Origin of the sequence: Amycolatopsis sp. 2-15 (genome assembly GCF_030285625.1) — a bacterium.
GTDB lineage: Bacteria > Actinomycetota > Actinomycetes > Mycobacteriales > Pseudonocardiaceae > Amycolatopsis > Amycolatopsis carbonis.
Genome location: NZ_CP127294.1, coordinates 6,997,642 through 7,022,042 on the forward strand (window position 1 = coordinate 6,997,642; position 24,401 = coordinate 7,022,042).

Below are 24,401 nucleotides of genomic sequence, written 5' to 3' on the forward strand. Positions count from 1 at the left end.
GGGACCACGATGACCGAACCGCTCCTGGAAGTCAGCGACCTCGAGGTGTCCTTCGGCCGCACCCCGGCCGTGCGGGGCGTGAGCCTGCAAGTGGCGCCCGGCGAACGCGTCGCGGTCGTCGGGCAGTCCGGCTCGGGAAAGTCCACCACCGCCCACGCGGTCATCGGCCTGCTGCCCGGCGCCGGGCACGTCACCGGCGGCGCGATCCGGTGGCGCGGCGAAGACCTCACGCACGCCGGGGAGAAACGGCTGCGCCGCCTGCGCGGACGCGAGGTCGGCCTGGTGCCGCAGGACCCGATGTCCAACCTCAACCCCGTCGCTCGTGTCGGCCGGCAGGTCGCCGAAACCCTGGTGGCGCACCGGATGTGCACACGCCGGCAGGCCTGGACCCGGGCGGTGGAGCTGCTCGGCGAGGCCGGGATCCCCGAACCGGCGCGGCGGTCACGGCAGTACCCGCACGAGTTCTCGGGCGGGATGCGCCAGCGCGTGCTGATCGCGATCGGTCTGGCCTGCCGGCCCGACCTGCTCATCGCCGACGAGCCCACCTCCGCCCTCGACGTCACCGTGCAGCGGCAGATCCTCGACCACCTGGAGAAGCTCACCCACGAGCTGGGCACGGCGTTGCTGCTGGTCACGCACGATCTGGGGCTGGCGGCGGACCGGGCCGACCGGGTCGTGGTGATGTCCGAGGGCGAGATCGTCGAAACCGGCCCGGCGCGTCGCGTGCTGACCGAGCCGAAGGAGGGCTACACGCAGCGGCTGGTGGCCGCTGCTCCTTCGCTGCACGGCCCGATGCACGAGGCCACGGCGGCCGCCGACGTGGTGCTCGAGGTGTCGCACGTGGCGAAGGAATACCGCATCCGCGGCGGCGGCGGTGCGCTGCGGGCCGTGGACGACGTGTCGTTCACCGTCGGGCACGGCCGGACCACGGCGATCGTCGGCGAGTCCGGTTCGGGCAAGACGACCACCGCGCACCTCGTGCTGGGGCTCGTGTCCGCGACCTCCGGCACGATCCGCCTCGACGGCGCCGAGGTCGTCGGCCTGCGCGGCGCCCGTTTGCGGGCCGCGCGCCGCGCGATGCAGCCGGTGTTCCAGGACCCGTACGCGTCGCTCGATCCCATGTGGACGGTCGAGCGGCTGATCACCGAGCCGCTGCGCACGTTCGGCGTCGGCGACCGCGCGTCGCGACGCAGGCAGGTGGCGGAGCTGCTCGACCAGGTGGCACTGCCCGCCGCGCTCGCCCAGCGATATCCCAACGAGCTTTCGGGCGGCCAGCGCCAGCGCGTCGCCATCGCCCGGGCGCTGGCGGTGCGTCCCCGGCTGGTCGTGTGCGACGAACCGGTGTCGGCGCTGGACGTGCTGGTGCAGGACCAGATCCTCGGCCTGCTGCGGAACCTGCAGGAGGAGCTCGGGCTCAGCTACCTGTTCATCTCCCACGACCTCGCCGTGGTCCGCTCCCTGGCCCACGACGTGCTCGTGATGCAGGCGGGCCGCGTCGTCGAGCACGGGCCGGTCGGCGAGGTCCTGTCCTCACCGGCCGATCCGTACACCCGACAGCTGCTTGATGCCGTGCCCGGGGCCGGCACGTTCACCTCGTGACAGACGGGTCCTCCGGCCTGATTCGGCCGGAGGGCCCCGGTGGGTTCAGCCGCAGTGTTCGAGCGGCCGCGTTGTCCTTGGTGTCACCGAAATCCTGCACCGCGATCGTCGACGCGCTCCAGGCCGTGGCCCTTCGAGCGCTTGAACACCACGTCCACGTGACCGATGTCGGCGTAGTCGGCCCCCGTGTGCCGACCCTCGTCCAAGGCGTGCCGAAATTTCCGCATTCGCCGATGTGGGTACGTTCGCCCCGATAGGATCCCGCGCTGTGACCGCACCGCCAGAGTCCCTCGCCGATACCCTGCCGGCACCCGCGAGGGACGCCGAACCGGTCCGCGACGAGCTCGTCGAAGAGCTGCGCGAGCTGATCAGGCCCACGGCCGAGGCCATACTCGGCTTCTTCGCCGAATCCCCGGACGTGGCCGTGGCGCAGCGGGTGCGGGACGAGGGCGTGCGGACGGAGGTCGTGCAGCGGGTCACCGCGGACTCGGACACGCTGCTCAGCAAGACCAACGAGCACATCTCCGCACTGCGCCAGGCCCGCCAGGTCCTCGAAGCGCACGAAACCCCGCCCCAGCACGCGGCCGGACAGCCCGACCCGCGTGACAAGGTCGCGCACGTGCTGCTGGGTTCAGCCCTGTGGCTCGGTGTCCTGGTGCCGGCCGTCGTCTGGCAGCTGCTCCAGACTCCGCTGAGCCCGACCGCGCACTTCTGGGTGTCGGCGGCCGTGGTGATCGCGGGATTCACCTTGCTCCGGCCGGTGCACCTCGCCGTGGCACGGGCGGGCCGGCGGCTGAACGGCGAACCTGCGCTCGGCGGCGCGGGCTGGCCGTTCCTGACCGGCTTCGCCACGACCTACCTGGTGTTGATCCTGCGGTTGTGGCCGTCTTCACGCGAGAGCATGGGCCCGTTCTGGGCGGTGGTCGTCTGGGTCGCCCTCGGCCTCGTCACCGCGTTCCTGTTGTTCCTGGTCGCGGCGATCGCGTTCTCGAAGCTCAAGGACGAGCCGCCCGGCCGGCGGGTCCCGGGCCCGGTCCTGCGCCGGGAACTGCTCGTCACGGTGGCCGCGACCGCGATCCTCAGCCCGGTGTTCACCGGCGTGGGCGGGGAATGGACCGCGTGGCTCGTGGCCGACGTGGTGTGTTCGCTGATCGCAATCTTCGGCGGTCCGCTCCTGCTCGGCTCCGTGCCCGCGCGGCTCTCGCGGGACCCCGCCCGGTTCGGCAGTCCCGCGTGGACCCGCCGCCGCGACCAGCTGGAGCTGGCCCGCGACGCGGCGACCAAGGAGTGGACGAAGGCCGTTGCCGCGCAGGTCGAGCAGAGCGTGCGGCTGCATCTCGCCGCGGTGCTCGACCCCCCGTTCAGCACGGAGCTGCCCGAGCTCGATCGCGGGGCGCTCGGCCAGATGCGTCCCGGTGAGCAGGTCTTCCTGGACACCGATGGGGCCCGGCGGCTGCGGGCGTTGCTCTCAGGCATCCGCGGCGGCGCGGTCGGGATGGCCGGTCCGCGCGGCGTGGGCAAGTCGACGCTGCTGGAGGCGTACCAGGCCGGCCGGTTCCTGGACCCCAACCGCGTGCACATCGCGTTGCTGGAGAGCGTCCCGGTGCGCTACGACGCGCGCGAGTTCGTGCTGCACCTCTACGCGCGGATGTGCGAGGCGGTGATCAAGTTCTGCGAGTCCGAGGACGCCGAGGCTGCGGACCAGCCGAGCCGGTGGTCGGCTATGTGGCCCGTGCTGCGCCGGGCGTGGCCGTTCGCCGCTGTGGTGCTCGCGTGGGTCCTCGTCGGTTTCCTCGGATCGCTGACGTTGCGCAGTCCGCAGGCCGACCTGCGGACGTGGCTCACGGCGAACTGGTGGGCGCTCGTGACGCTGCTGGGCGTGGCCGGTGTCGCCACTCTCGCGCGGCGCCACCGGCGCATTCCGTCGCCGGCGCCGACCGAGGTTCGCGAGCAGCCTCCCCTCGAACCCGGTGACGTGCGGGCGCTGAAGGCGGTCGCCGAGGGCAACCTCGGCCGGATTCGGTACCAGCAGAAGCACACGTCGGGCTGGTCGGGCAAGGTCGGCCTGCCGGTCGGGGCCGAAGCCGGCGTGAGCGGCTCTCGCGAGACCACCCGGCAGCCGCTGACGTACCCGCAGATCGTGCACGAGTTCAGCGCCTTCCTCGGCCTGACCGTCGACTGCGTCCGCGGGCTGGCTCAGATGACCACGCCGTCCGTGGTCGTGATCCTCGACGAGCTGGACAAGATCGTCTCGGCGGATGCGGCCCAGGATTTCGTCAACGAGATCAAGGCGGTGCTGACCTTCGACGTGCCCGGGTTCCTGCTGCTGGTCTCGGTGTCGGAGGACGCGCTGGCGTCGTTCGAACGGCGCGGGCTGCCCGTGCGCGATGCCTTCGACAGCACGTTCGACAGCATCTTCCGGCTCGAGTACCTGCGCCTCGGCGACGCGCGGGAACTCCTGAACCGGCGCGTGCTGGGACTGCCGGAACCGTTCGTGTGCCTGGCGCACTGCCTCTCCGGTGGGCTGCCACGCGAACTGATCCGTGTGACGCGGCAGGTGCTCGGCTCGGCCGGGCCGCTGGCCGACGTGGCGCACCGGCTCGCCGGGGAGGAACTGCGCGACAAGCGGGCGGCGCTGCGCACGGTCGTCGGGCGCGACACCTTCGACGACGTCGCCGTGAGCGAGCTGGTCCGGCACGTCGACGCCCACGCGCTCGCCGACAGCGCGTCGCTGCTGACGGCCGCGGCGCAGCCGCCCATCACCGCCACGATGAGCGCTGAAACCGTTGCACTGCACCGGCTTCAGCTCGAAACACTCGGGCACCTGTACTACCTGGGCACCGTCCTGGAGGTGTTCGGCCCGGCGTTCAGCCCCGCGGATCTCGAACGCGGGCGCGGCGAGGGAGACGCGTCGTTCGACACCCTCACGTCGGTCCGGCAGCTCTTCCCGGTCAACGCCCGGCTCGCGTGGCTCACCATCAGCGCGTTCCGCCGGGCCTGGGACCTGCCGGTCGTCAACCCACCGGACGCCGCCCGGGGCGCCTAGGGCGTCAGCTCTTGGCGTGGTGACGCTGGTAGTGCCGCTGCACCCGCGCGCGGTTGCCGCACCCGGCCGAGCACCACTCGCGCCGGGAGTGGTCCTTCACGAAGAACAGCAGGCAGTTGGGCGCCAGGCAGGCGCGCAGCTTCTGCCGCTGCTCACCGCCGAGCAGGTCGATGCCTTGGTGCGCCAGGAAAGCCACCGCGCGTTCGGCCGGGGTGCCGCCCGAGCGCAGCACGCGGGCGGGTTCGCCGTCCTCGGGCCAGACGAGCTCGGCGCGGGTCTCGGCGAGGTCGTTGAGCGTGGCCAGCGCCTCGGCCCGCGCCACCTCGACCGCGACGGGGCGGGGGTCCTCGGTGGCCTCGGCGGCGAGCGCGCGCAATGCGTCACGCAGGCGTCGCAGCCGGTCGGCGACGGGCGCTGAGTCGCCGTCGAGCGCGACGCCCGCCTCGGTCTCGAGGCGAGGGGCGATCGCTGCCAGCCAGCTGACGACGTCGGCGTCGCCCGTCAGCGCGTCGGCCACGCCGTCGCGGCCGGCCTTCACGGTGTTCATCAGCTCCACCGGGAGTGGTTCGCCGAGCACGGCAGCGGTCGTCATGGCTCCACTCTACCACTTCCTAATGGAAGTCTGCGTCACAACCATTTGACAGCCGCGGCCCGCTCATGCCACCTTGGCCTAACGGATGAACGAGTTTCAAACATTAGGAAGGTTCCGAAATGCCGACGCTGCCCCAGATCGAGCCCGAGCACGCCACCGGCCAGGCCGCGGTCCTGCTCGCCGAGACGAAGAAGAACATGGGCGCGATCCCGAACATGGCGAAGACCATGGCGAGCAGCCCCGCGCTGCTGAAGGGCTTCCTCGGCCTGTCCGGCGCGCTCGCCGGCGGCGTGCTGCCCGCCGCGGTCCGCGAGCGCCTCGCGCTCGCCACCGCCGAGTACAACCAGTGCACCTACTGCTTGTCGGCGCACACGATGCTGGGCAAGAAGGTCGCCAAGCTCGACGCCGACGAGATCGAGCGCGCCCGCCACGCCGACTCGGCCGACGAGCACGTCGCCGCCCTGCTCACCCTGTCCGACACCATCGCCCGCGGCCGCGGCACGATGGACGAGACCGCACTGAAAACCGCCCGCGAAGCCGGCGTCACCAACGCCGAGATCGGCGAGGTCATCGGCAACCTCGCACTCAACATCCTCACGAACTACTTCAACATCGTCGCCGACACCGACATCGAGTTCCCCGTGGTGCGGCCCCACCAGCACTGAGTTCGCGAGCGGGGTTCGGGCCGGATCAGGCTCGAACCCCGCTCGGCGCACGGGTTTCAGTCAGCCGGACCGCCATCCCCGACAGCACGGTGGTCACCTCCGCCGCGACGTCCCGGTTCACGTGCAGCACGGGCGCCTGGATCGTCTTCGTGGGCGCCCGCGCGACCGTGCTCGTGCTGCGCGAGGCCTTCTACGGCACGACGCGTTTCGACGAGTTCGTCGATCGCACGGACCTCTCCCCCGGCGTCGCCGCCGCCCGGCTCAAGCAGCTCGTGGAGCTCGGTGCGCTGGAGAAGCAGCCCTATCGCGAACCCGGCTCACGTCCGCGCGACGAATACGTGCTCACCCCGATGGGCCGCGATCTGTTCCCGGTGGTGCTGGCGCTGATGCAGTGGGCCGACAAGCACCTGCAGCCCGGCGGCGGCCCGGTCCGGGTCGTCGAGCGCGGCTCCGGCAAGCCCGTCACCGTCGCGCCTCACACGGACTCCGGTGAGCCGCTCGACCTCGAAGACCTCGCCGTCGTGCGCAACGAGACCTGGGTTCGGCCCTGATGTCCGCCAGGGCGCGGACCCGCATGGCCAAGCACGGATTGGGAACCCGGCCGACGTCGCGGGGCGGGGGACACGCGACGTCGGCCGGGTAGCTGCAGGGACGGCGGTCCGTCCCGGTTTTCACTGCCCGCCGGAGATTCCCTGGCAGTCGGCGCACCGCGGCGCGCCTTCACCCGAGTGGCGCTCGGCCCGGTCGAGCAGCCAGCCGGCCGGCAGTCCGAGCCGCGCCGCCTGGCCGCGCAGGTCGAAGTCGTCCCAGCCCAGCAGCCGATCGCTCGACCACCAGCGCCGCGGGCCCACGTACTCGGTCACGCCGCACTCATCCCGCGCGAGACGGCCGGCGCCGAGACGTCGTCGTCGGTCTGCGGGTTCGGCAGCCGGCACAGCGGCCCGCCGCCGGGGTGCGAGACGACGCGGCTGTCGGCGAGGAACCACAGGCGCTCGGCTGGGCGGCCGCACACGGAGCACGGGCAGCCGAAGAGCTGCAGACCCCAGCGGGAGAACTGCTCAGGCATGGCTCGTCCTCTCCGCGTTCGTGCGGCGGCGGGCGACGGGCACGGCCGCGGCCCTGCTGCGTGGCAGCCGGCCCGAGCGCGTCCGCTGCCGAGGTCCGGCCGGGACGCGGCGGAGGGCGGCCGCGCGTCCCCGGTCGGGCAAGCCGTGCTGGCGCATCACGCTTCCACCTTCCGATCCGGAGCAGACCTCGAGGGGCGGGCGACATCTTCACGTCCCGATGCCGGCTACCGCCATGGCTTTCGAGTCCCCACAGGATCGCCGGGACCGGCTCCGGTCCGCATTCCTGCCACCTGGAGTCCCCCGCCCCCGCTACCCGGACTTTCGCCCGCGGGCCGGGGCTGGCTGTGCGCGCGGGCGGCGCCTATTGTCGGGGTGGGTGTTGCGGCGTGTCCGAGGAAACGATGGTGCAGCGCCGCCGGACCGGAGAGCGCATGCGGCGGCGCTCCAGCGGCGCGCTCGCCGCCGTGGTCGCGGTCGCCGTCGTCACCGCCATCGCGCTGGTGCTCGAACCGCACGTGGACTCGGTGTCCCTGCTGATGTTGTACCTGGTCGTGGTGCTGCCGGTCGCCGTGGTCTGGGGAACCGTGCTGGCGGTGGGCACCTCGCTGCTGAGTGTCGGCGTCTACGCGGTCCTGTTCGCCCCGCCCCCTGCTCCGCTGCACTTCATCGACGCCCAGAACGCGGTCGCGCTGGGCGTTTTCCTCATCACCGCGGTGGTGGTGGGGACCCTCGCGTCGCGACTGCAGCGCACGGCCCTGATCTCCGAACGCCTGACCGAGGAGCAGTCGGCCCTCCGCCGCGTCGCGACGCTCGTCGCCCGATCGGTCTCGCCGCCGGAGGTCTTCGAGGCCGTGACGCGTGAGGTCGGCCTGCTCTGCGACGCCGACCTGGCCCGCATGGAACGGTACGAAGTGGACGGCACGGTGACCGGCCTCGCCGCCTGGAGCCGGGTGCCCGTGCACCTCACCATCGGGACGCGGATCGAGCTCGACGGGCTGAGTGTCGCCCGCGAGGTGCGCCGCAGCGGCGAGGCCGTACGGCTGGCGAGCTTCGCCGGCGAGACGGGGGCGATCGCGCGGGAGGCGCGCGGCCTGGGCATCCGCTCGTCCGTCGGCTGCCCGATCGTGGTGTCCGGCCGGCTGTGGGGTGTGATCGCCGCGTCGACGAAGAGCGACGAACGTTTCCCCGACAAGACCGAGGCGCAGATCGCGAGCTTCACCGAGCTCGTCGCGACCGCGATCGAAAACGCCGAGGCCCGGTCCGAGCTGCGGGCCTCCCGCGCGCGCATCGTCGCCACCGCCGACCGGACCCGGCGGCGCATCGAGCGCGACCTGCATGACGGCGCCCAGCAGCAGCTCGTCTCCCTCGCACTGCAGGTGCGCGCGGTGCAGGCGCTCATCCCCGACGAGGCCGGCGAGGCGAACAGGGAGCTCGACCGCATCGCCACCGGGCTGTCGGAAGCACTGGACGAGCTGCGCGAAATGGCCCGCGGCATCCACCCGGCGCTACTGGCCGAGCTCGGCCTGGTGCCCGCCCTCAAGGCCCTCGCGCGACGCTCGCCGCAGCCCATCGATCTCGACGTCCGCGCCGACGGGCGGCTGCCGGAATCGATCGAGGTCGGCGCGTACTACGTCGTCGCCGAGGCGCTCACGAACGCGACCAAGCACGCGCGGGCCAGCACGATCACCGTCGTCGTGGAAACCCGCGCCGACCTGCTGCGCATCGCCGTGAACGACGACGGCGCGGGCGGCGCCGACTTCGCGCGGGGCACCGGGCTGGCCGGGCTGAAGGACCGCGTCGAGGCACTGGGCGGCCGGATCTTCCTCCACAGCCCGCCCGGCGACGGCACGACGTTGAACGCGGAGTTCCCGCTCGGGTGGCAGGGCGGCTGACCGCCGCCGTACCGGCCAGCCGGTAGGTGAGCTACCCGCTGGCCGGGGCCGGGAATTCCCGCTCGCCGTGACGACGGCGACCCCCTCCGGGCACCACACTGGGTGACGAGACGGGGGCAACGAAGGTTCCTCGGGAAGAAGTCCGGTCATGACAGTCCACCACCACGCGAGCAACAGGTACTGCACCCGGTGCGGGCGCTGGCACAGCCACTGCGACGCCTGCGGCTGGTTCTGGTACGGCGCCTGCACTTTCGCGGAAGCGCTGCGGCGCATCAGGCTGCACCAGCTCGACGAGGTGTACGCGGACGGGGTGACCGGCCGTGGCCGTACCGGTTAGCGGGGATGCGCGTACTGCGCGGTTCTGGGAGGGTGAATTCGTGCGGTGCCTGATCGTCGACGACAGTCCGGGTTTCCTGGCCGCGGCTCGTCGATTGCTGGAGCGTGAGGGAGTCACGGTCGCGGGGGTAGCCCGGGGCGGGGCGGAGGCGTTGCGCTCCGTCGACGAACTGCGACCCGATGTCGTGCTGGTCGACATCGACCTGGGCGGCGAGAGCGGCCTCGACCTGGTCGGGCGCCTGGCGCTCACGGAGGCCGGCGGGTCCTCGGACATCATCGTGATCTCCACCCACGAGGAAGAGGACTACCGCGACGTGATCGCCGAAGGTCCCGCGGTGGGGTTCCTGCCCAAGGCCATCCTGTCCGCGCGGGCGATCCACGGCCTGCTCGGCACGACCGGCTAGCGGTTGTCGAGGTAGGCCAGCACCGCGAGCACGCGGCGGTGGTCGTCCGTGGTCTCCGGCAGGTCCAGCTTGGCCAGCACGCTGCGCACGTGCTTCTCCACGGTCCCCTCGGTGACCCACAGCCGGCGCGCGATCCCGGCGTTGGAGCGGCCCTCGGCCATCAGGCCCAGCACCTCGCGTTCCCGGGCGCTCAGCGCGGCCAGCGGGTCGTTGCGGTGGCGGGCCTCGACGAGCTCCTGCACCAGCGCCGGCTCGACGACCGAGCCGCCCTTGGCGATCCGCCGGAGCGTGTCGAGGAACTCCCCTACGTCGGCGACCCGGCTCTTGAGCAGATACCCGATCCCGCGGCCGCCGGCCAGCAGCTCCATCGCGTGGTCGACGTCGGCGTGGGCCGAGAGCACCAGGATGCCGATCTCGGGGAGCTCCTCACGGATGGTGCGCGCGGCCTCGAGCCCCTCGACGGTGTGGGTCGGGGGCATCCGGACGTCGACCAGGACCAGGTCGGGCCGGTGCTCCCGGACGAGGTCGAGCAGCGCGGTCGCGTCTCCGGCCTGCCCGGCCACAGCGAACCCCGAGCGGTCGAGCAGGCTGGCCAGGCCTTCGCGCAGCAGTACGTCGTCCTCGGCCAGGACCACTCGTGGCACCGTCATCGCCACCACCGCTTTCGCCGCGGTGCTGCCCGGATGCCGCGGAAGTCAAGTGGACAATCGTGCCATAGCGCCCCAGCCGTCACCAACTCGCTCGGCGTGTCACGGACCGACGAGCACCACGTGCAGGGTCCGCGGCCCGTGCACGCCTTCGACGCGGTTCAGCTCGATGTCGCTCGTGGCGCTGGGCCCGCTGATCCACGTCTGCGGCCGGTCCGGGTCGAGCAGCGCGACCGCCTCGGGCACCCCGGGCACGATCTGGTCCTCCCGGACGACGCATACGTGCACGTCCGGGACCAGGCTCAACGCGCGGCGGCCCTGGCCCGGGCCGTGGTCGAGCACGAGCGTGCCGGTGCGCGCGATCCCGACGGCCGCGGTGGTGACCACGGCGTCGCAGGAGTCGAGGTCGTCAGCGTCGGCTACCCCGCCGAGGTCGACGGGAAAACTCTCCGGAACCAGAACGTTTTCGGCCGATCCCAGCGCGGCACGGACGGTGCGGGCCAGGTCGGCCGGCGTGCACCGGCTGAGGGTGGCGCGGTAGTCGACCACGCGTTCGGCGAACAGGGAGACCACGTCCGCGGGCGGTGGTGCGCCGCGGTAGCCGCGCGGCACGGGCGCCTCGGCGCGGTCGGCGTCGCGCAGGGCACCGCGGACGGCCGCGAGGATCTCGTCCCGCGCGCTCATCGGCGGCCCGTCCGGCGCCACCACGCGCGGAAGGACTCCGCCGGCGGCGCGGGCAGGTCGCGGGCACCGGTCCACAGCGACGCGGGCCAGGGCAGGCGCCGCACCGCCCGTCGGCCACCGGGCAGGACTGCGCGGCCGAAGCGGTTCAACGCCTTGCCCGCCGCACCCATACCGCGTTCGGCGAAGGTGAGCCGCCGGGCGTCGGAGAGGACCCACGCCGCGGATTTCATCGCCACGGCTTCGGGTTTCGGTGCGCCGCCGCGGTGCGCGTCCACAACCTGCGACCGCAGGTGGACCAGCACTTCGGGGATGTCGATGCGAACGGGGCACGCTTCGAAGCAGGCACCGCACAGGCTGGAGGCATACGGCAGCGAGTCGGTCTGCTCGTCCACGCCGACGCCCTTGAGCAGCGGGTTCAGGATCGCGCCGATCGGGCCCGGATAGACGGAACCGTAGGCGTGGCCGCCGGTGCGCTCGTAGACCGGGCACACGTTGAGACACGCCGAGCAGCGGATGCACCGCAGCGCCTGCCGCCCGACCGAGTCGGCGAGTGCGCGCGTACGGCCGTTGTCCAGCAGCACCACGTGCATCTCCTGCGGCCCGTCGCCGGGAGTGATCCCCGACCACGTGGAGGTGTAGGGGTTCATCCGCTCGCCGGTGCTGGAGCGCGGCAGCAACTGCAGGAACACGTCCAGATCGAACCAGGTCGGCACGACCTTTTCGATGCCCACCACCGAAACCAGCACCTCGGGCAGCGTCAGGCACATGCGGCCGTTGCCCTCGGACTCGACCACGACGAGGGTGCCGGTGTCGGCGACCGCGAAGTTCGCGCCGGACACCGCCATCTTGGCGCGCAGGAACTTCTCGCGCAGGTGCAGCCGCGCGGCGCCCGCGAGCTCGGCCGGTTCGTCCGTGAGGTCGTCGGGCGCGGGCCGGCCCGCGGCGGCCATCCGGCGGCGGAAGACCTCGCGGATCTCGGCGCGGTTGCGGTGGATCGCGGGCACGAGGATGTGGCTGGGCAGGTCGTCGCCGAGCTGCACGATCAGCTCCGCGAGATCCGTCTCCCACGCGGTGATGCCCTGTTCGGCCAGCGCCTCGTTGAGCCCGATCTCCTGCGTGGCCATCGACTTGACCTTGACCACCTCGTCCACGTGGTGGTTCTTCGCGATGCCGGCGACGATCTCACAGGCCTGCGCCGCGTCGCGGGCCCAGTGCACGGTCGCGCCGCGCTCCTGCAATGCCGCTTCCAGCGTCAGCAGGTGCTCGTCGAGGTGCCGGAGCGTGTTGTCCTTGATCGCCGCGCCCGCCAGCCGCAGCTCCTCCCATTCGTCCACCTCCGCGACCACGGCCGCGCGCTTGGCGCGGATCGTGCCGGTGGCGTGGGCGAGGTTGCGGCGCAGCTGGCTGTCGGCCAGCGCCGCCCGCGCGGCCGCCGGAAACGCCGGCATGCCGACGAACGTGGCGCTCACGCGTCCTCCTCGGTCGAGGCCAGCACGTCGGCCAGGTGCAGCACGCGGACGCCGGAACGCTCGCGCGACAGCAGGCCGCCGATGTGCAGCAGGCACGAATTGTCGCCCGCCACCAGGACTTCCGCGCCGGTGTCGCGGACGTGGCGGGCCTTGTCCGCGCCCATCGCGGTGGACGTGTCGGCGTTTTTCACCGCGAACGTGCCGCCGAACCCGCAGCACTCCTCGGCGGCGGGCAGTTCGACGAGGTCCAGCCCGCGCACCGCCCGCAGCAGCTGAAGCGGTTTGTCGCCGACACCGAGCATGCGCAGCGAGTGGCACGTCGGGTGATACGTCACGCGGTGCGGGAAGTAGGCGTCCACGTCGGTCACGCCGAGCACGTCGACCAGGAACTCGCTGAGCTCGTAGACCTTCGGCCCGGTCTCCGCCAGCCGCGGTTCACCGGCACGGCGCGCGACGAGCGAGTGCTGGTGACGCGCCGAACCCGCACAGGACCCGGACGGCGTGACGATGTAGTCGTAGCCGGCGAACGCGTCGGTGAAGGCCCGCACCACGGGCACGGCCTCGTCCAGGTAACCGGTGTTGACCATCGGCTGCCCGCAGCAGGTCTGCGCCTCCGGGAAGTCCGCGTCGACGCCGAGGCGCCGCAGCAGCCGGAACACCGCCTTGCCGGTGTCGGGAAACATCGTGTCGTTGATGCACGTCACGAGCACGGCGACCTTCACGCCACCACCCCCGCCCCGCTCAGCCGCGCTTCGGCGGCAGCCCAGTTCCCGCCGCCCGGCACGTAACGCCGCAGCGGCTGGGTTTCGCGGATCAGCCTACGCATGGCCGCGAGGTCCGGCAGGTCGGCACCGAGGGCCCGCGCCTGCACGAGGACGTTGCCCAGTGCCGCCGCCTCCACTGGCCCGGCCAGCACCGGCACGCCGCACGCGTCGGCCGTGAGCCGGCACAGCAAGTCGTTGCGGGCACCACCGCCGACGAGGTGCACCGCGTCGACCGGCCGGCCCGTGACCTGCGCGGCCTGCCGGACCGCGCGGCGGTACGCGAGCGCGAGACTGTCCACGATGCACCGCACGAGCGCGCCCCGGCTTTCCGGTGGCCGCTGCCCGGTTCTGCGGCACGCGGCGGCGATGCGCGCGGGCATGTCGCCGGGCGGCAGGAACTCGGGGGCGTCGAGGTCCACGACGGCCGCCAGCGGGGGCGCGGCGGCCGCCTCCGCGAGCACCGTCGCCAGCTCCGCGGGCTCGCCGCGGGTGGCCCAGGTCCGGAGGGTCTCGGTGAGCACCCACAGCCCCATCACGTTGCGCAGGAAGCGGATCTTGCCGTCGACGCCGGTCTCGTTGGTGAAGTTGGCCGCCAGCGCCGCGGCGCCGAGCCGCGGTTCGTCGAGCTCCAGCCCGACCAGCGACCACGTGCCGGAGGAGATGTAGGCGAAGTTCGTACCGGGCTCGGCGGGCACCGCCGCGACCGCCGACGCGGTGTCGTGCGAACCGACGGCGATCACCGGCAGCTGCGGCTTTCCGAGCTCTTCGGCCAGCTGCGGCAGCAACGTCCCGATCCGCTCCCCCGGCTCCCGCAGCGGGGGCAGCAGCCGCGCCGGGATGCCGGCCCGCTCGGCGAGGTCACCCGCCCAGGTCCGCTCGCGCACGTCGTAGAGCTGGGTGGTCGACGCGTTGGTGCGCTCCGCGCCGACGCTCCCGGTGAGCCAGTAGCCGAGCAGGTCCGGGATCAGCAGCATCTTCTCGGCCGCCGCCAGCCGGTCGCCTTCGGACACCAGCTGATACAGCGTGTTGAACGGCAGCTCCTGCAAGCCGGTGACGGCGAACAGCTCGCGCGCGGGGATTGTCCGGTGCACGAACTCCGCCACGCCGGCGGTGCGGGAGTCGCGGTAGTGCACGGGGTTGCCGAGCAGCCGGCCGTCGGCGTCGAGGAGCCCGTAGTCGACGGCCCACGAGTCGATTCCGACCCCCGCCACCGCGCCGGCGTCGCCGAGCCCGGCCAGCATTTCGCGGTACAGCCCGAGCACGTCCCAGTGCAACGTGGAGCCGGTGGCGCCGGCGACCCGGACGCCGCCGTTCGGAAAGCGGCGCACCTCTTCCAGGTCGAGCCGCCCGGGCCCGACCGTCCCGGCCATCACGCGGCCGCTCGTGGCGCCGAGGTCGACGGCGGCCAAGCGCATCACCCGGACACCCATCAGCCGGAAACCACGGTCAGCTCGAGTCCCAGCAGGTCTGCCACCGCCTTCAGCTCAGCGACGCGGTGGCCGGTCCCCAGCGCCCAGTGGTGGTTCACCCCGGTAGCCGACCACGCGTCGGTCCACTCGCCGGGGTCGCAGCCGAAGTCCACCCGCGACGTCGTGTTCCCGATCTGCAGCAGCGGCCCCGGCACGACCTCACCTTCCGACGCGACGAGCACGAACGTGCCGTCGCGCAGCTGGCCGAGGCCGCACAGCGTCACCGGGCCGTGCTGCACGTCGAACTCGACGGACACGCCCCAACCGCGTTTGCCGTGGTACACGCCGAGCCCACGCAGCAGCGGCTTGCGCGCGCTGATCGCCAGGTGCGCCGGACCGTCGTGGCCCATCTCCACCACGTTGTCGCGGAAGTTCAGCGCCTGCAGCTCGGTGAACGAACCGCCGGCACCGAGCCGATCCAGCAGCAGCATCGCGAGCGACGCCCGCAGCTCGTACTCGCCGACCGTGGGCACGCCGCGGGCCGTGAGCAGCGACGCGCCGAGGATGAACCCGGCCCCGACGCGCTCGTGGGTCTCGCCGTCGAGCCCGCGGTGGTAGTACGCGAGCGAGTCCAGCTCGAAGTCCCCGACCAGGCGGTCCAGCGCCACCGAAACCTTGGCGCCCCAGGCGAAGTCCTCGTCGACGACCGAATCGTCCACAGTGAACACTTCGCGCGCGAGCGCCATCCGCGCCGCCGTCTCGGCGTCGGTGACCTGCTCCACGCGCACGCGCAGGTCGTCGACCTCCAGGATCTCGACGTGCCCGCCCAGCTGCGCCGAGACCAGCGTCGGGTCGGTGGCCACGTCCATCATGCCCGGGTAGAGGTGCCCGAGCAGGCCGTGGCGCCCGTGCCGGAACGCCGCGCGCACGCCGGCCGCCTTGATCCAGCGCGCGATCTTCACCCAGGCCCGGCCGTCTTCCAGATACCCGGACACCGACCGGAACTCGACGCCGACGCGGCGGAACGCGTTGGCCATCTCCGGCAGCGGGCAGGCGCCGCAGTAGGCCAGCCACGCGCCCGTGTCGAAGGACGCGTGGTCCATCGCCTCGGCGGGCTGCAGGTTCAGCAGCAGCACCGGCGAACCCGAGCGCTGCGCGATCGGCACCAGCATGCTCGACGTCAGGTAGGTGGTCAGGAAGCCGATGATCAGGTCGCAGTCGGCCACCCTCAGTCTCTCGGCGGCAGCCGCGCCTTCGGCCGCATCGGAGACGAACCCGGCGTCGACGACTTCGCAGTCCATTCCCGACAGACGCTCGGCGACCCGGCGCGCCGAGGCCTGCAGCTGGGGCAGCAGGTCGGGGAATTGCGGCCAGTACGCGCCGAGCCCGCCGGCGACGAGGCCGACGCGGGTGCGGCGCGGGGTGATGCGGTCGAGGAGGGACGGCACTGACGGGACGGGCCGCCCGAGCGTGTCGGTCATGAGGTCCTCTCCCTAGCGGAGGAAGGCCGCGGCGACCCCGGCGTCGACCGGGATGTGCAGGCCCGTGGTGTGGGTGAGGTCGCCGCCGGTCAGCGCGAACACCGCGGCGGCGACGTGCGCGGGCAGCACCTCGCGCTTGAGGATCGTGCGCTGGGCGTAGAACTCGCCGAGCTTCTCCTCCGGCACCCCGTAGACGGCCGCGCGCTGCGCGCCCCAGCCGCCGGCGAAGATGCCGGAGCCGCGGACGACGCCGTCGGGGTTGATGCCGTTCACGCGGATGCCGTGCTCGCCGAGCTCGGCCGCGAGCAGCCGGACCTGGTGGGCCTGGTCGGCTTTCGCCGCGCCGTAGGCGACGTTGTTGGGGCCGGCGAACACCGCGTTCTTTGACGAGATGTACACGACGTCGCCGCCCAGGCCCTGGGCGATCATGGCCTTCGCCGCGGCCTGCGAGACGAGGAACGAGCCCTTGGCCATCACGTCGTGCTGCAGGTCCCAGTCGCGTTCGGTGGTTTCCAGCAGCGGCTTCGAGATCGACAGCCCGGCGTTGTTCACGACGAGGTCGATGCCGCCGAACGCCAGTGTCGTCGCCTCGATTGCCGCCGCGACCGCTGCCGGGTCGGTGACATTCGCCGTGACCGCGATGGCCTTGTCGGGGCCGCCGATGCCGTTGGCGACCTCCTCGGCTGCCTCGGTGTTGAGATCGGCGATGGCCACGCACGCGCCCTCGGCTGCCAGCCGTTCGGCGATGGCCCGCCCGATGCCCGAGCCCGCGCCGGTGACCAGCGCGATCCGCCCGGCCAGCGGTTTCGGCTTGGGCAGGCGCTTGAGCTTGGCCTCTTCCAGAGCCCAGTACTCGATGCGGAACTTCTCGCTCTCCGCGATCGGCGCGTACGTCGACACAGCTTCCGCGCCGCGCATCACGTTGATGGCGTTGACGTAGAACTCCCCCGCCACGCGGGCGGTCTGCTTGTCCTTGCCGAAGGAGAACATGCCGACGCCGGGCACCAGCACGATCGCCGGATCGGCACCCCGCATCGCCGGGCTGTCGGGCGTCGCGTACCGCTCGTAGTAAGCGCGATAAGACTCACGGTACTCGGCGTGCAGCTCCTTCAGCCGTGCGACGACGTCTTCCAGCGGCGCGGTCGCGGGCAGGTCGACGACGAGCGGACGGACCTTGGTGCGCAGGAAGTGGTCCGGGCACGACGTGCCCAGCGCTGCCAACGGCTGCAACTTCTCCCGCGACAGGAACTCCAGCACCACGTCGGCGTCGGTGTAGTGGCCGACGTGGCGCTGATCCGTGGACGCGAGCCCACGGATCAGCGGCGCCAGCGCCGCGGCCCGCGCGCGGCGCTCATCCTCCGGCAACCCCTCGAAACCGGGGACGATTTCCCCGAACGGCTCGGCCCTCCCCCGCTCGGCCAGGAACTTCTCCGCCGTACGGATGATCTCCAGCGAATTGCGCTGACACTCCTCGGAAGTCGCGCCCCACGCGGTGATCCCGTGCCCGCCGAGAATCACGCCGATCGCCTGCGGGCTGGCCGCCTTCACCGCCGCGATGTCCAGGCCGAGCTGGAATCCGGGCCGGCGCCAGTCCACCCATGCGACGCGGTCGCCGAAACACTCCTTGGTCAGCGCGGCACCGTCGGCCGCCGTGGCCAGGGCGATGCCCGAGTCCGGGTGCAGGTGATCCACGTGCGCCGCCTCGACGAGGCCGTGCATCGCGGTGTCGATCGACGGCGCCGCCCCGCCGCGCCCGTGCAGGCAGTAGTCGAACGCGGCGACCATCTCGTCCTCGCGCTCGACACCCGGGTAGACGTCGACGAGCGCACGCAGCCGGTCCAGCCGCAGCACCGCGAGCCCGGCTTCGGTCAACGTGCCGAGGTCACCGCCGGAGCCCTTGACCCACAGCAGTTCCACCGGCTTGGCCGTGACCGGGTCGAGCACCTCGCCCTTCGCGGAGGTGTTGCCGCCGGCGTAGTTCGTGTTCCGCGGATCGGCGCCCAGCGCGTTGCTGCGGGCGATGAGCTCCTCGGGCACGGTCATGCTCATGCTCCCCATCCGGCCTGCTGCCCGTCGGCGCGCTCGGCCTCGATCTTCTGCTGGTAGCCACTGCGGTGGTAGGCGGCGACCGGGTCCGGATCCAGCCCCGCGTCCTCACGCAGCTGCGCCAGGATCGGCCGCACGTCGGTGTTGTAGGCGTCCATCAGCACGGCGTTGGCGCCGAGCACGTCGCCGGACTGCTGGGCCGCGCGCAGGGCGTCGCGGTCGACCAGCAACGCCTTGGCCGTAGCCTCCTGCACGTTCATCACCGAGCGGATGATCGCGGGGATCTTCGCCTCGATGTTGTGGCACTGGTCGAGCATGAAGTTGATGCCGTAGGCCGGGTCCAGCGCGTCGCCGCGCACGATCTCGTACAGGATCCGGAACAGCTGGAACGGGTCGGCGGCGCCGGCCATCAGGTCGTCGTCGGCGTAGAAGCGCGAGTTGAAGTCGAACGCGCCGAGCTTCCCGGCCCGCAGCAGGAACGCGACGATGAACTCGATGTTCGTGCCCGGCGCGTGGTGCCCGGTGTCGATGCACACGGTCGCCTTCTCGCCCAGCTCGATGCAGTGTGCGTACGAGGTGCCCCAGTCGGGGACATCGGTGGCGTAGAAGGCGGGCTCGAACAGCTTGTACTCCAGCAGCATCCGCTGGTCGTCGCCGAGCCGGTCATACGTCTCCCGCAACGCGGCGGCGAGGCGGTCCTGGCGGTCGCGCAGGTCGTCCTGGCCCGGGTAGTTGAGGCCGTCGGAGAACCACAGCTTCAGGTCGCGCGAGCCCGTGGCGTCCATGATGGAGATCGCCTCGAGCAGGTGGTCGGTCGCCTTGCGCCGGATGCCGGGGTCCGGGTTGGTGACCGAGCCGAGCTTGTAGTCGTTGTCCTGGAACACGTTGGTGTTGATGGCGCCGATCCCCACGCCGAGGTCCTCGGCGTAGGCACGCAGCGCCTTGAAGTCCTCGACGCGGTCCCACGGGATGTGCAGCGCGACACTGGGAGCCACGCCGGTAAAGCGGTGCACCGTCGCGGCGTCGGCGATCTTCTCCTCGGCGGTGCGGGGAACCCCGGCCTGGGTGAAGACCTTGAACCGGGTGCCGGAGTTGGCGAACGCCCACGAGGGCGTCTCGATCCGCTGCGCCCGCAGTGCGGATTTCACGGCTGCCAGGTCGGGCAAGTCGATCACGTCTTTTCCTTCTCACGCGCTCGCGCGCTCGTCGTCCAGATGAAAAACCTCGGTGAGCAGGGCGAACCCCTCGTCGGGCCCGCGGCCGTCGAGGCCGGTGAAGAACTGCGCCATCTCGGCCTGCCACCGGGCGTTCACCTCGGTCTCGGCCATCGCGGCCTGTGCCGCGGCGAGGTCGTCGGCCTCGACGTAGCCGATCAGCAGGCCGTCCTCACGCAGGAAAAGCGAGTAGTTGCGCCAGCCGGTGTCGCGCAGGGCCGCCTGCATCTCCGGCCACACCGCGCGGTGCCGCTCGGCGTACTCGGCCATCCGCTCGGGCCGAACGTGGAGCTGGAAGCAGTATCGCGCCACGGTCTCCGTCCTCGGTGGACTCGGTGGACTCAGCGGACCCGGCCGGGCCGGTGCGGCCCGGCCGGAGCTCCGCTTTAGAAGTTGAACTTGTCGATGTTGTCGGCGTTGAAGACCGTCGGCGGGCCGAGCACGATCTCGCCGTCCGCGCCGACCGTGTACTCACCGAGCTTGCCGGCCTTGAACTTCTGGCCCTGCGCACCGGTGATCTGCCCCGAGCTCAGCGCCACACCCGCGTAGGCGGCGAGGTAACCGATGTCGGCCGGGTTCCACAGCGCGAACTCCTTGACCGTGCCGTCCTTGACGAACGCGCGCATCTGATTCGGCGTGCCGAGTCCGGTGATGGCGACCTTGCCCTTGTAGCTCGACGAGCTCACGTAACGGGCCGCCGCCGCGATACCGACAGTCGTCGGCGACACGATCACCTTCAGGTTCGGGAACGACTGCAGCAAGCCCTGCGCCTCCTGGAACGACTTCTGGTCGTCGTCGTTGCCGTAGGCGATCTTGTCCAGCTTCAGCTTCGAGTACTCAGGCTTGGTCAGTTGCTGCTTCATCACGTCGATCCACGCGTTCTGGTTCGTGGCGTTGGGCGTCGCCGACAGGATCGCGATCTCGCCCTCGCCGCCGGCCAGCTCGTTCGCCATCTTCGCGAGCTGCTCGCCGATGCCCTGGGTGCTGGCCTGGTTGATGAACACGTCGCGGCAGCTCTTCGCCGCGTCGGAGTCGAACGCGACGACCTTGATGCCGGCGCTGCGGGCCTGGTTGAGCGACGGGCACACCGCGTTCGGGTCGTTCGCGGCGATCCCGATCACGTCCTGCTGCTGCTGGATCAGCGTGTTGATGTAGCTGACCTGCGAGGACGCGCTGGCGTCGTTGGGACCGACGAGCTTGTACTCACCCTTGAGCTCGTCCAGTGCCGTCTTGCCGCCGCCGACCTCGATGTCGCTGTAGGGGTTGTTCAGCTGCTTGGGCAGGAACGCCATCTTGACGCCCTGCTTGCTGGCCGCGTTCGGGTCCGCGGACGCCGTGGACGCGGCCGGGCCGGAACCCGTGCTGTCGTTCTTCGTGGTGCCTCCGCACGCGGTGAGGCTCAGGACCAGGCCTGCCGCGCTCGCCAGCGACACGACGCCGGTCAGGATTCGTCGGGACATCTTCGTCACCTTTCTGGGTTACTGCTCGGCGCCGGCGAGAGCTCCGGCTTTCGGGGACGGGGATCGCCGCCTGCGCCGCTGCAGCGCGGCGCGGGTGGAGGACAGGATGTTGGGCAGCAGCACGGAGATGATCAGCAGCACGCCGGTCACGATGTTGAGCGCCTCGTTCGACACGTCCTGCAGCCGCAACGCGTTCTGCAGCGCCGAAAGCAGCACCACACCACCGAGCACCCCGGGCAGCGTGCCCTTGCCGCCGAAGATCGAGACGCCCCCGAGCAGCACGGCGGCCACCACGGCGAGCTCGAGGCCGAACCCGTTGTCGGCGCGGGCGCTGGAGTAGCGCAGCGTCCACAGCACCCCGGCCAGCCCGGCGACGGCGCCGCTGACGACGTAGAGCCAGAACTTCGCGCGGCCGGTACGGATGCCGGCGAACCGGGCCGCGGTGTCGCTGGCGCCCGCCGCGAACACACCGCGGCCGATCGGGGTGGCGTGCAGGACGACCCCGAACACGATCGCCAGCACGATGAGCGGGATGAGGACGTTGGGAATCGAACTGCCGCCCACTGTCCCAGTCACCCACGACGTGTAGGAGCCGGGAAAGTCGGCCACCGCGCTGTCGCCGAGCACCACGAACGCCAGGCCGCGGTAGAGCGCCATCGTGCCGATGGTGACGGCCAGCGACGGCAGCTTCAGCACCGTGACGAAGAAGCCGTTCACCGCGCCGAGGACCGCGCCGAGCACGATGCACAGCGGGATGATCGTCTCGATCGTCAGGCCTGAGTTCCACAGGGAACCCATCACCGCGGAGGTGAGCCCGAGCGTGCTCGCGACCGACAGGTCGATCTCGCCGGTGACGATGATGAACGTCATGGGCAGCGCCATCAACGCGATCGGCAGCAGGTCCAGCAACAGGAACGTGTAGTTGCGGCCGGTGCCGAAGTTGTCGATGGTGCCCGACGCGACGAGCAGGACCACGATCGCGATCGCGATGACGGCGACGTCCCAGCTCGCGAGCCGCGAAAGCCAGGCGGGCCGCCGCGCAGCGGTGGTGGGGTCAGACATGGGAGTCCCTCTTCTTCAGGGCCTTGGCGACCCGCACGGCGACGAGCCGGTCGGCTCCGATGGCCAGCAGGATCAGGGCGCCGACGATCGCCTGCTGCCAGAACTGGTCGATGTCGAGCACGGCCAGCGCACTGCCGATCACCGTCAGCAGCAGGGCGCCCAGGCTCGCGCCCCACACCGAACCGCTGCCCCCGAACACCGCGACCCCACCCACGACAGCGGCGGCCACGACGTTGAGCTCGTACCCGGTGCCCGCCGCGGCGTCGACGGTGCCGAACCGCGCGGCGAAGAGCACGCCGGCAAGCCCGGCCAGCGCCCCGCTGACGAGGAACGCGATGGTGGTGTTGCGGCCGACCTTGATGCCGGCCAGCTGCGCGGCCTGCGGGCTCGAGCCCATGGCGTAGAGCTCGCGCCCGCCGCGGTAGTTGCGCAGCACCACCCCGGCGATCACCATCACGAGCACCGCGATCAGCACCAGCCACGGGATGCCGAGCACCGACGCGTCGCCGAAGTCGAGGAACGAGCGTGGGAGCTTGTCCGCGTTGATCTGCTGCCCGCCGGCCCAGAAGTAGACCGCGCCGCGGAACGCGTACAGCGTGCCGAGGGTGACCACCAGTGCCGGGACCCGGCCGAACCGCACCACCGCGCCGTTGATCAGGCCGCACGCCGCGCCGACGACCAAGCCGGCGAGCAGGGCCACGATCACCGGCAGGCCGGGGTTGTCGCGCAGCATCGTGCCGACGGCAAAGGCCGACAGACCGAGCACCGACCCCACGGACAGATCGATGTTGCGCGTGATCATCACGACGGCCTGGCCGACGGCCAGCACCGCGAGGATCGCCGTGCCGAGCAGGATGTCACGAATGCTCTGTCCCGAAAGGAACCGCGAGTTCTGCGTCGCGGTGAACACCACGAGCACGATCAGCGCCAGGATGATGCCCGACTCACGGGCCTTGAACACGGTTCCGAACACCGATCGCCGCTCTCCCGGGCTCACCTGGCGCGGTGGCGGGGCCGCCACCTTGGTCGCGTTCACGCCACCGCCCCCTGTCCCATCGCCGCGAACATCACCGAGTTCTCGTCCGCCTCGGCGCGCGGGATCTCCGCCACGATCCGGCCCTCCCGCATCACCAGCACCCGGTCGGCCATGCCCAGCACCTCGGGCAGCTCCGAGGACACCATCACCACCGCCACACCTTCGGCCGCCAGCGCGGACATCAGCCGGTGCACCTCAGCCTTCGTGCCGACGTCGATCCCGCGCGTCGGCTCGTCCACGATCAGCACGCGCGGCGCCATCGCGAGCCACTTGGCCAGCACCACCTTCTGCTGGTTGCCGCCCGAGAGCGTGCCGACCGCGTCGCCGAGGCGGCCGTACTTGGTGCGCAGGCGTTCGGTCCAGCGCAACGCCTCCCGGCGCTCGCCCGGGCCGAGAAGCAGGCCGAGTTTCGACAGCGCTCGTGCCCGCGGCAGCGTCACGTTGCGTTCGATCGACAGGTCCATCACCAACCCCTGCTGCCGCCGGTCCTCCGGCACCAGCGCCATGCCCGCCGCCATCGCCGCGCGCGGCGAGTGGGGCTTGAGCTTCTTCCCGTTGAGCCGCACGACTCCGGCGTCGCGTTCGTCCACTCCGAACACCGCCTGGACCACTTCGGACCGACCCGCCCCGACCAACCCGGCGAATGCGACGATCTCACCCGCCCGCACGGAGAACGACACGTCGCGGAACACGCCCTCGCGCGTCAGACCGTCCACTTCGAGCACCACCGCGCCCGGTTCCACGTCCTGCTTGGGGAACAGCGCGTCGAGGTCACGCCCCACCATGCGGCGCACCATTTCGTCCACGGTCACCTCTTCGACCGCGTCGGTGGAGACGTGACGACCGTCGCGCATGATGGTCACGCGCTGGCACAGGTCCACGATCTCCTCGAACCGGTGCGAGATGAACATGATGGCCGCGCCCTCGTCGCGCAGTGCCCGGGCCACGGAGAACAGGCGCTCGACCTCCACCAGGCTCAGCGCCGCGGTCGGCTCGTCCATGATCAGCACCCGCGCGTCGGCGCTGAGCGCCTTGGCGATCTCCACGATCTGCTGGTCGGCGATCGACAACCCACGCGCCGGGCGGTTCGGGTCGATGCGCACACCGAGCCGGGCGAAGAGCCGTTCGGCCTCGGCGCGGATCGCCGAGCGGTCGATCATCCCCAGCCGGCCCCGCGGGTGGCGGCCCATCACGATGTTCTCGGCGACCGTGAGGTCGGGGAACAACGTCGGTTCCTGGTAGATCACCGCGATGCCCGTGGCTTTCGCGTCGGCGGGTGAGGAGAACTCCGCTTCCTTGCCGTCCAGCAGCAGCTCGCCCTGGTCGGGACGGTGCACACCGGCCAGCATCTTGACGATCGTGGACTTGCCCGCGCCGTTCTCGCCGACCAGCGCGTGGGCCTCGCCGGCGTAGAGGGGGAAGGAAACGCCCGCGACCGCCGCGACCGCGCCGAACGACTTCGTGACCCCGCGGACCTCGAGCAGTGGCACTCGGTCGCGCTCCTGCCGCGTCATCGCGACCTCCGGGA

23 protein-coding genes are annotated in these 24,401 nt (G+C 71.6%); 7 read left to right on the top strand and 16 right to left on the bottom strand.

Features of this window, described 5'->3' with window-relative positions; translation table 11 throughout:
• Window positions 1-9: 9 nt before the first annotated feature.
• A complete protein-coding gene (locus QRX50_RS34625; RefSeq protein WP_285967321.1) occupies window positions 10-1,599 on the top strand; it encodes an ABC transporter ATP-binding protein in 1,590 nt (529 codons plus the stop codon).
• A 268-nt stretch (window positions 1,600-1,867) separates the two neighbouring features.
• Window positions 1,868-4,645: a transcriptional regulator gene (locus QRX50_RS34630; protein WP_285967322.1), complete on the top strand. Its 2,778-nt coding sequence runs from the start codon at window positions 1,868-1,870 to the stop codon at window positions 4,643-4,645.
• 4 nt (window positions 4,646-4,649) lie between these two features.
• Here QRX50_RS34630 and QRX50_RS34635 read toward each other — a convergent pair whose 3' ends face one another.
• Window positions 4,650-5,237, bottom strand: a complete 588-nt coding sequence (locus QRX50_RS34635) for a CGNR zinc finger domain-containing protein (RefSeq protein ID WP_285967323.1) — start codon at window positions 5,235-5,237, stop codon at window positions 4,650-4,652.
• 119 nt (window positions 5,238-5,356) lie between these two features.
• Here QRX50_RS34635 and QRX50_RS34640 point away from each other — a divergent pair, with 119 nt between their 5' ends.
• Together QRX50_RS34640 and QRX50_RS34645 are read left to right on the top strand one after the other, a co-directional pair.
• Entirely contained in the window at window positions 5,357-5,902 is a 546-nt protein-coding gene (locus tag QRX50_RS34640) for a carboxymuconolactone decarboxylase family protein (protein ID WP_285967324.1), read from the top strand.
• A gap of 89 nt (window positions 5,903-5,991) precedes the next feature.
• Window positions 5,992-6,453 (top strand): winged helix-turn-helix transcriptional regulator, encoded by a 462-nt coding sequence (locus QRX50_RS34645; RefSeq protein WP_285967325.1) that lies wholly within the window; start codon window positions 5,992-5,994, stop codon window positions 6,451-6,453.
• 120 nt (window positions 6,454-6,573) lie between these two features.
• Here QRX50_RS34645 and QRX50_RS34650 read toward each other — a convergent pair whose 3' ends face one another.
• On the bottom strand, window positions 6,574-6,765 hold the full coding sequence (locus QRX50_RS34650) for a hypothetical protein (RefSeq protein WP_285967326.1): 192 nt from the start codon (window positions 6,763-6,765) through the stop codon (window positions 6,574-6,576).
• Window positions 6,762-6,968 (bottom strand): hypothetical protein, encoded by a 207-nt coding sequence (locus QRX50_RS34655; protein WP_285967327.1) that lies wholly within the window; start codon window positions 6,966-6,968, stop codon window positions 6,762-6,764. The genes QRX50_RS34650 and QRX50_RS34655 overlap by 4 nt, the downstream gene beginning before the upstream one ends.
• Window positions 6,969-7,355: 387 nt before the next feature.
• Here QRX50_RS34655 and QRX50_RS34660 point away from each other — a divergent pair, with 387 nt between their 5' ends.
• The 3 genes from QRX50_RS34660 (at window position 7,356) to QRX50_RS34670 (ending at window position 9,601) form a co-directional block, all read left to right on the top strand.
• Window positions 7,356-8,861: a sensor histidine kinase gene (locus QRX50_RS34660; RefSeq protein WP_285967328.1), complete on the top strand. Its 1,506-nt coding sequence runs from the start codon at window positions 7,356-7,358 to the stop codon at window positions 8,859-8,861.
• A 148-nt stretch (window positions 8,862-9,009) separates the two neighbouring features.
• Complete coding sequence (locus QRX50_RS34665; protein ID WP_285967329.1) at window positions 9,010-9,198, top strand: hypothetical protein; 189 nt, start codon at window positions 9,010-9,012, stop codon at window positions 9,196-9,198.
• Between the two features lie 40 nt (window positions 9,199-9,238).
• Window positions 9,239-9,601 (top strand): response regulator, encoded by a 363-nt coding sequence (locus tag QRX50_RS34670; RefSeq protein WP_285967330.1) that lies wholly within the window; start codon window positions 9,239-9,241, stop codon window positions 9,599-9,601.
• Here the strand turns inward: QRX50_RS34670 and QRX50_RS34675 are convergent.
• From QRX50_RS34675 to QRX50_RS34735, 13 genes are all read right to left on the bottom strand, one after another.
• Entirely contained in the window at window positions 9,598-10,251 is a 654-nt protein-coding gene (locus tag QRX50_RS34675) for a response regulator transcription factor (protein WP_285967331.1), read from the bottom strand. The genes QRX50_RS34670 and QRX50_RS34675 overlap by 4 nt on opposite strands.
• A gap of 99 nt (window positions 10,252-10,350) precedes the next feature.
• The gene (locus QRX50_RS34680; RefSeq protein WP_285967332.1) at window positions 10,351-10,932 is read right to left on the bottom strand and encodes a LutC/YkgG family protein; all 582 of its coding nucleotides are present in this window, start codon (window positions 10,930-10,932) and stop codon (window positions 10,351-10,353) included.
• Window positions 10,929-12,380, bottom strand: a complete 1,452-nt coding sequence (locus QRX50_RS34685; RefSeq protein WP_285974642.1) for a lactate utilization protein B — start codon at window positions 12,378-12,380, stop codon at window positions 10,929-10,931. Before QRX50_RS34685 ends, QRX50_RS34680 begins: the two co-directional genes overlap by 4 nt.
• Before the next feature lie 17 nt (window positions 12,381-12,397).
• On the bottom strand, window positions 12,398-13,123 hold the full coding sequence (locus tag QRX50_RS34690; protein ID WP_285967333.1) for a (Fe-S)-binding protein: 726 nt from the start codon (window positions 13,121-13,123) through the stop codon (window positions 12,398-12,400).
• Window positions 13,120-14,580 carry a rhamnulokinase gene (locus QRX50_RS34695; protein ID WP_285974643.1) on the bottom strand — a complete coding sequence of 487 codons (1,461 nt, stop codon included), beginning with the start codon at window positions 14,578-14,580 and terminating at the stop codon, window positions 13,120-13,122. The genes QRX50_RS34690 and QRX50_RS34695 overlap by 4 nt, the downstream gene beginning before the upstream one ends.
• A gap of 14 nt (window positions 14,581-14,594) precedes the next feature.
• Window positions 14,595-16,055 (bottom strand): L-fucose/L-arabinose isomerase family protein, encoded by a 1,461-nt coding sequence (locus QRX50_RS34700; RefSeq protein ID WP_285967334.1) that lies wholly within the window; start codon window positions 16,053-16,055, stop codon window positions 14,595-14,597.
• A gap of 12 nt (window positions 16,056-16,067) precedes the next feature.
• Window positions 16,068-18,098 (bottom strand): bifunctional aldolase/short-chain dehydrogenase, encoded by a 2,031-nt coding sequence (locus QRX50_RS34705; protein ID WP_285967335.1) that lies wholly within the window; start codon window positions 18,096-18,098, stop codon window positions 16,068-16,070.
• A gap of 2 nt (window positions 18,099-18,100) precedes the next feature.
• Window positions 18,101-19,276, bottom strand: coding sequence for an L-rhamnose isomerase (rhaI, locus tag QRX50_RS34710; protein ID WP_285967336.1), 1,176 nt, complete (start codon window positions 19,274-19,276; stop codon window positions 18,101-18,103).
• A gap of 12 nt (window positions 19,277-19,288) precedes the next feature.
• Window positions 19,289-19,627: an L-rhamnose mutarotase gene (locus QRX50_RS34715; RefSeq protein ID WP_285967337.1), complete on the bottom strand. Its 339-nt coding sequence runs from the start codon at window positions 19,625-19,627 to the stop codon at window positions 19,289-19,291.
• 74 nt (window positions 19,628-19,701) lie between these two features.
• Entirely contained in the window at window positions 19,702-20,775 is a 1,074-nt protein-coding gene (gene rhaS, locus QRX50_RS34720; protein WP_285967338.1) for a rhamnose ABC transporter substrate-binding protein, read from the bottom strand.
• 18 nt (window positions 20,776-20,793) lie between these two features.
• Window positions 20,794-21,837 carry an ABC transporter permease gene (locus QRX50_RS34725; protein WP_285967339.1) on the bottom strand — a complete coding sequence of 348 codons (1,044 nt, stop codon included), beginning with the start codon at window positions 21,835-21,837 and terminating at the stop codon, window positions 20,794-20,796.
• On the bottom strand, window positions 21,830-22,873 hold the full coding sequence (locus QRX50_RS34730) for an ABC transporter permease (protein WP_434533167.1): 1,044 nt from the start codon (window positions 22,871-22,873) through the stop codon (window positions 21,830-21,832). The genes QRX50_RS34725 and QRX50_RS34730 overlap by 8 nt, the downstream gene beginning before the upstream one ends.
• On the bottom strand, window positions 22,870-24,387 hold the full coding sequence (locus QRX50_RS34735; protein WP_285967340.1) for a sugar ABC transporter ATP-binding protein: 1,518 nt from the start codon (window positions 24,385-24,387) through the stop codon (window positions 22,870-22,872). The genes QRX50_RS34730 and QRX50_RS34735 overlap by 4 nt, the downstream gene beginning before the upstream one ends.
• Window positions 24,388-24,401 lie beyond the last annotated feature (14 nt).

What these genes read in the sequence shown, in the direction of transcription:
- QRX50_RS34665 (WP_285967329.1), top strand. Translation starts at nt 9,010, where the DNA reads ATGACAGTCCACCACCACGCGAGCAACAGGTACTGCACCCGGTGCGGG.
- QRX50_RS34735 (WP_285967340.1), bottom strand. Translation starts at nt 24,387, where the DNA reads ATGACGCGGCAGGAGCGCGACCGAGTGCCACTGCTCGAGGTCCGCGGG.
- QRX50_RS34675 (WP_285967331.1), bottom strand. Translation starts at nt 10,251, where the DNA reads ATGACGGTGCCACGAGTGGTCCTGGCCGAGGACGACGTACTGCTGCGC.
- QRX50_RS34625 (WP_285967321.1), top strand. Translation starts at nt 10, where the DNA reads ATGACCGAACCGCTCCTGGAAGTCAGCGACCTCGAGGTGTCCTTCGGC.
- QRX50_RS34680 (WP_285967332.1), bottom strand. Translation starts at nt 10,932, where the DNA reads ATGAGCGCGCGGGACGAGATCCTCGCGGCCGTCCGCGGTGCCCTGCGC.
- QRX50_RS34725 (WP_285967339.1), bottom strand. Translation starts at nt 21,837, where the DNA reads ATGTCTGACCCCACCACCGCTGCGCGGCGGCCCGCCTGGCTTTCGCGG.
- QRX50_RS34635 (WP_285967323.1), bottom strand. Translation starts at nt 5,237, where the DNA reads ATGACGACCGCTGCCGTGCTCGGCGAACCACTCCCGGTGGAGCTGATG.
- QRX50_RS34695 (WP_285974643.1), bottom strand. Translation starts at nt 14,580, where the DNA reads ATGCGCTTGGCCGCCGTCGACCTCGGCGCCACGAGCGGCCGCGTGATG.
- QRX50_RS34705 (WP_285967335.1), bottom strand. Translation starts at nt 18,098, where the DNA reads ATGACCGTGCCCGAGGAGCTCATCGCCCGCAGCAACGCGCTGGGCGCC.
- rhaS (WP_285967338.1), bottom strand. Translation starts at nt 20,775, where the DNA reads ATGTCCCGACGAATCCTGACCGGCGTCGTGTCGCTGGCGAGCGCGGCA.
- QRX50_RS34655 (WP_285967327.1), bottom strand. Translation starts at nt 6,968, where the DNA reads ATGCCTGAGCAGTTCTCCCGCTGGGGTCTGCAGCTCTTCGGCTGCCCG.
- QRX50_RS34700 (WP_285967334.1), bottom strand. Translation starts at nt 16,055, where the DNA reads ATGACCGACACGCTCGGGCGGCCCGTCCCGTCAGTGCCGTCCCTCCTC.
- QRX50_RS34685 (WP_285974642.1), bottom strand. Translation starts at nt 12,380, where the DNA reads ATGCCGGCGTTTCCGGCGGCCGCGCGGGCGGCGCTGGCCGACAGCCAG.
- QRX50_RS34640 (WP_285967324.1), top strand. Translation starts at nt 5,357, where the DNA reads ATGCCGACGCTGCCCCAGATCGAGCCCGAGCACGCCACCGGCCAGGCC.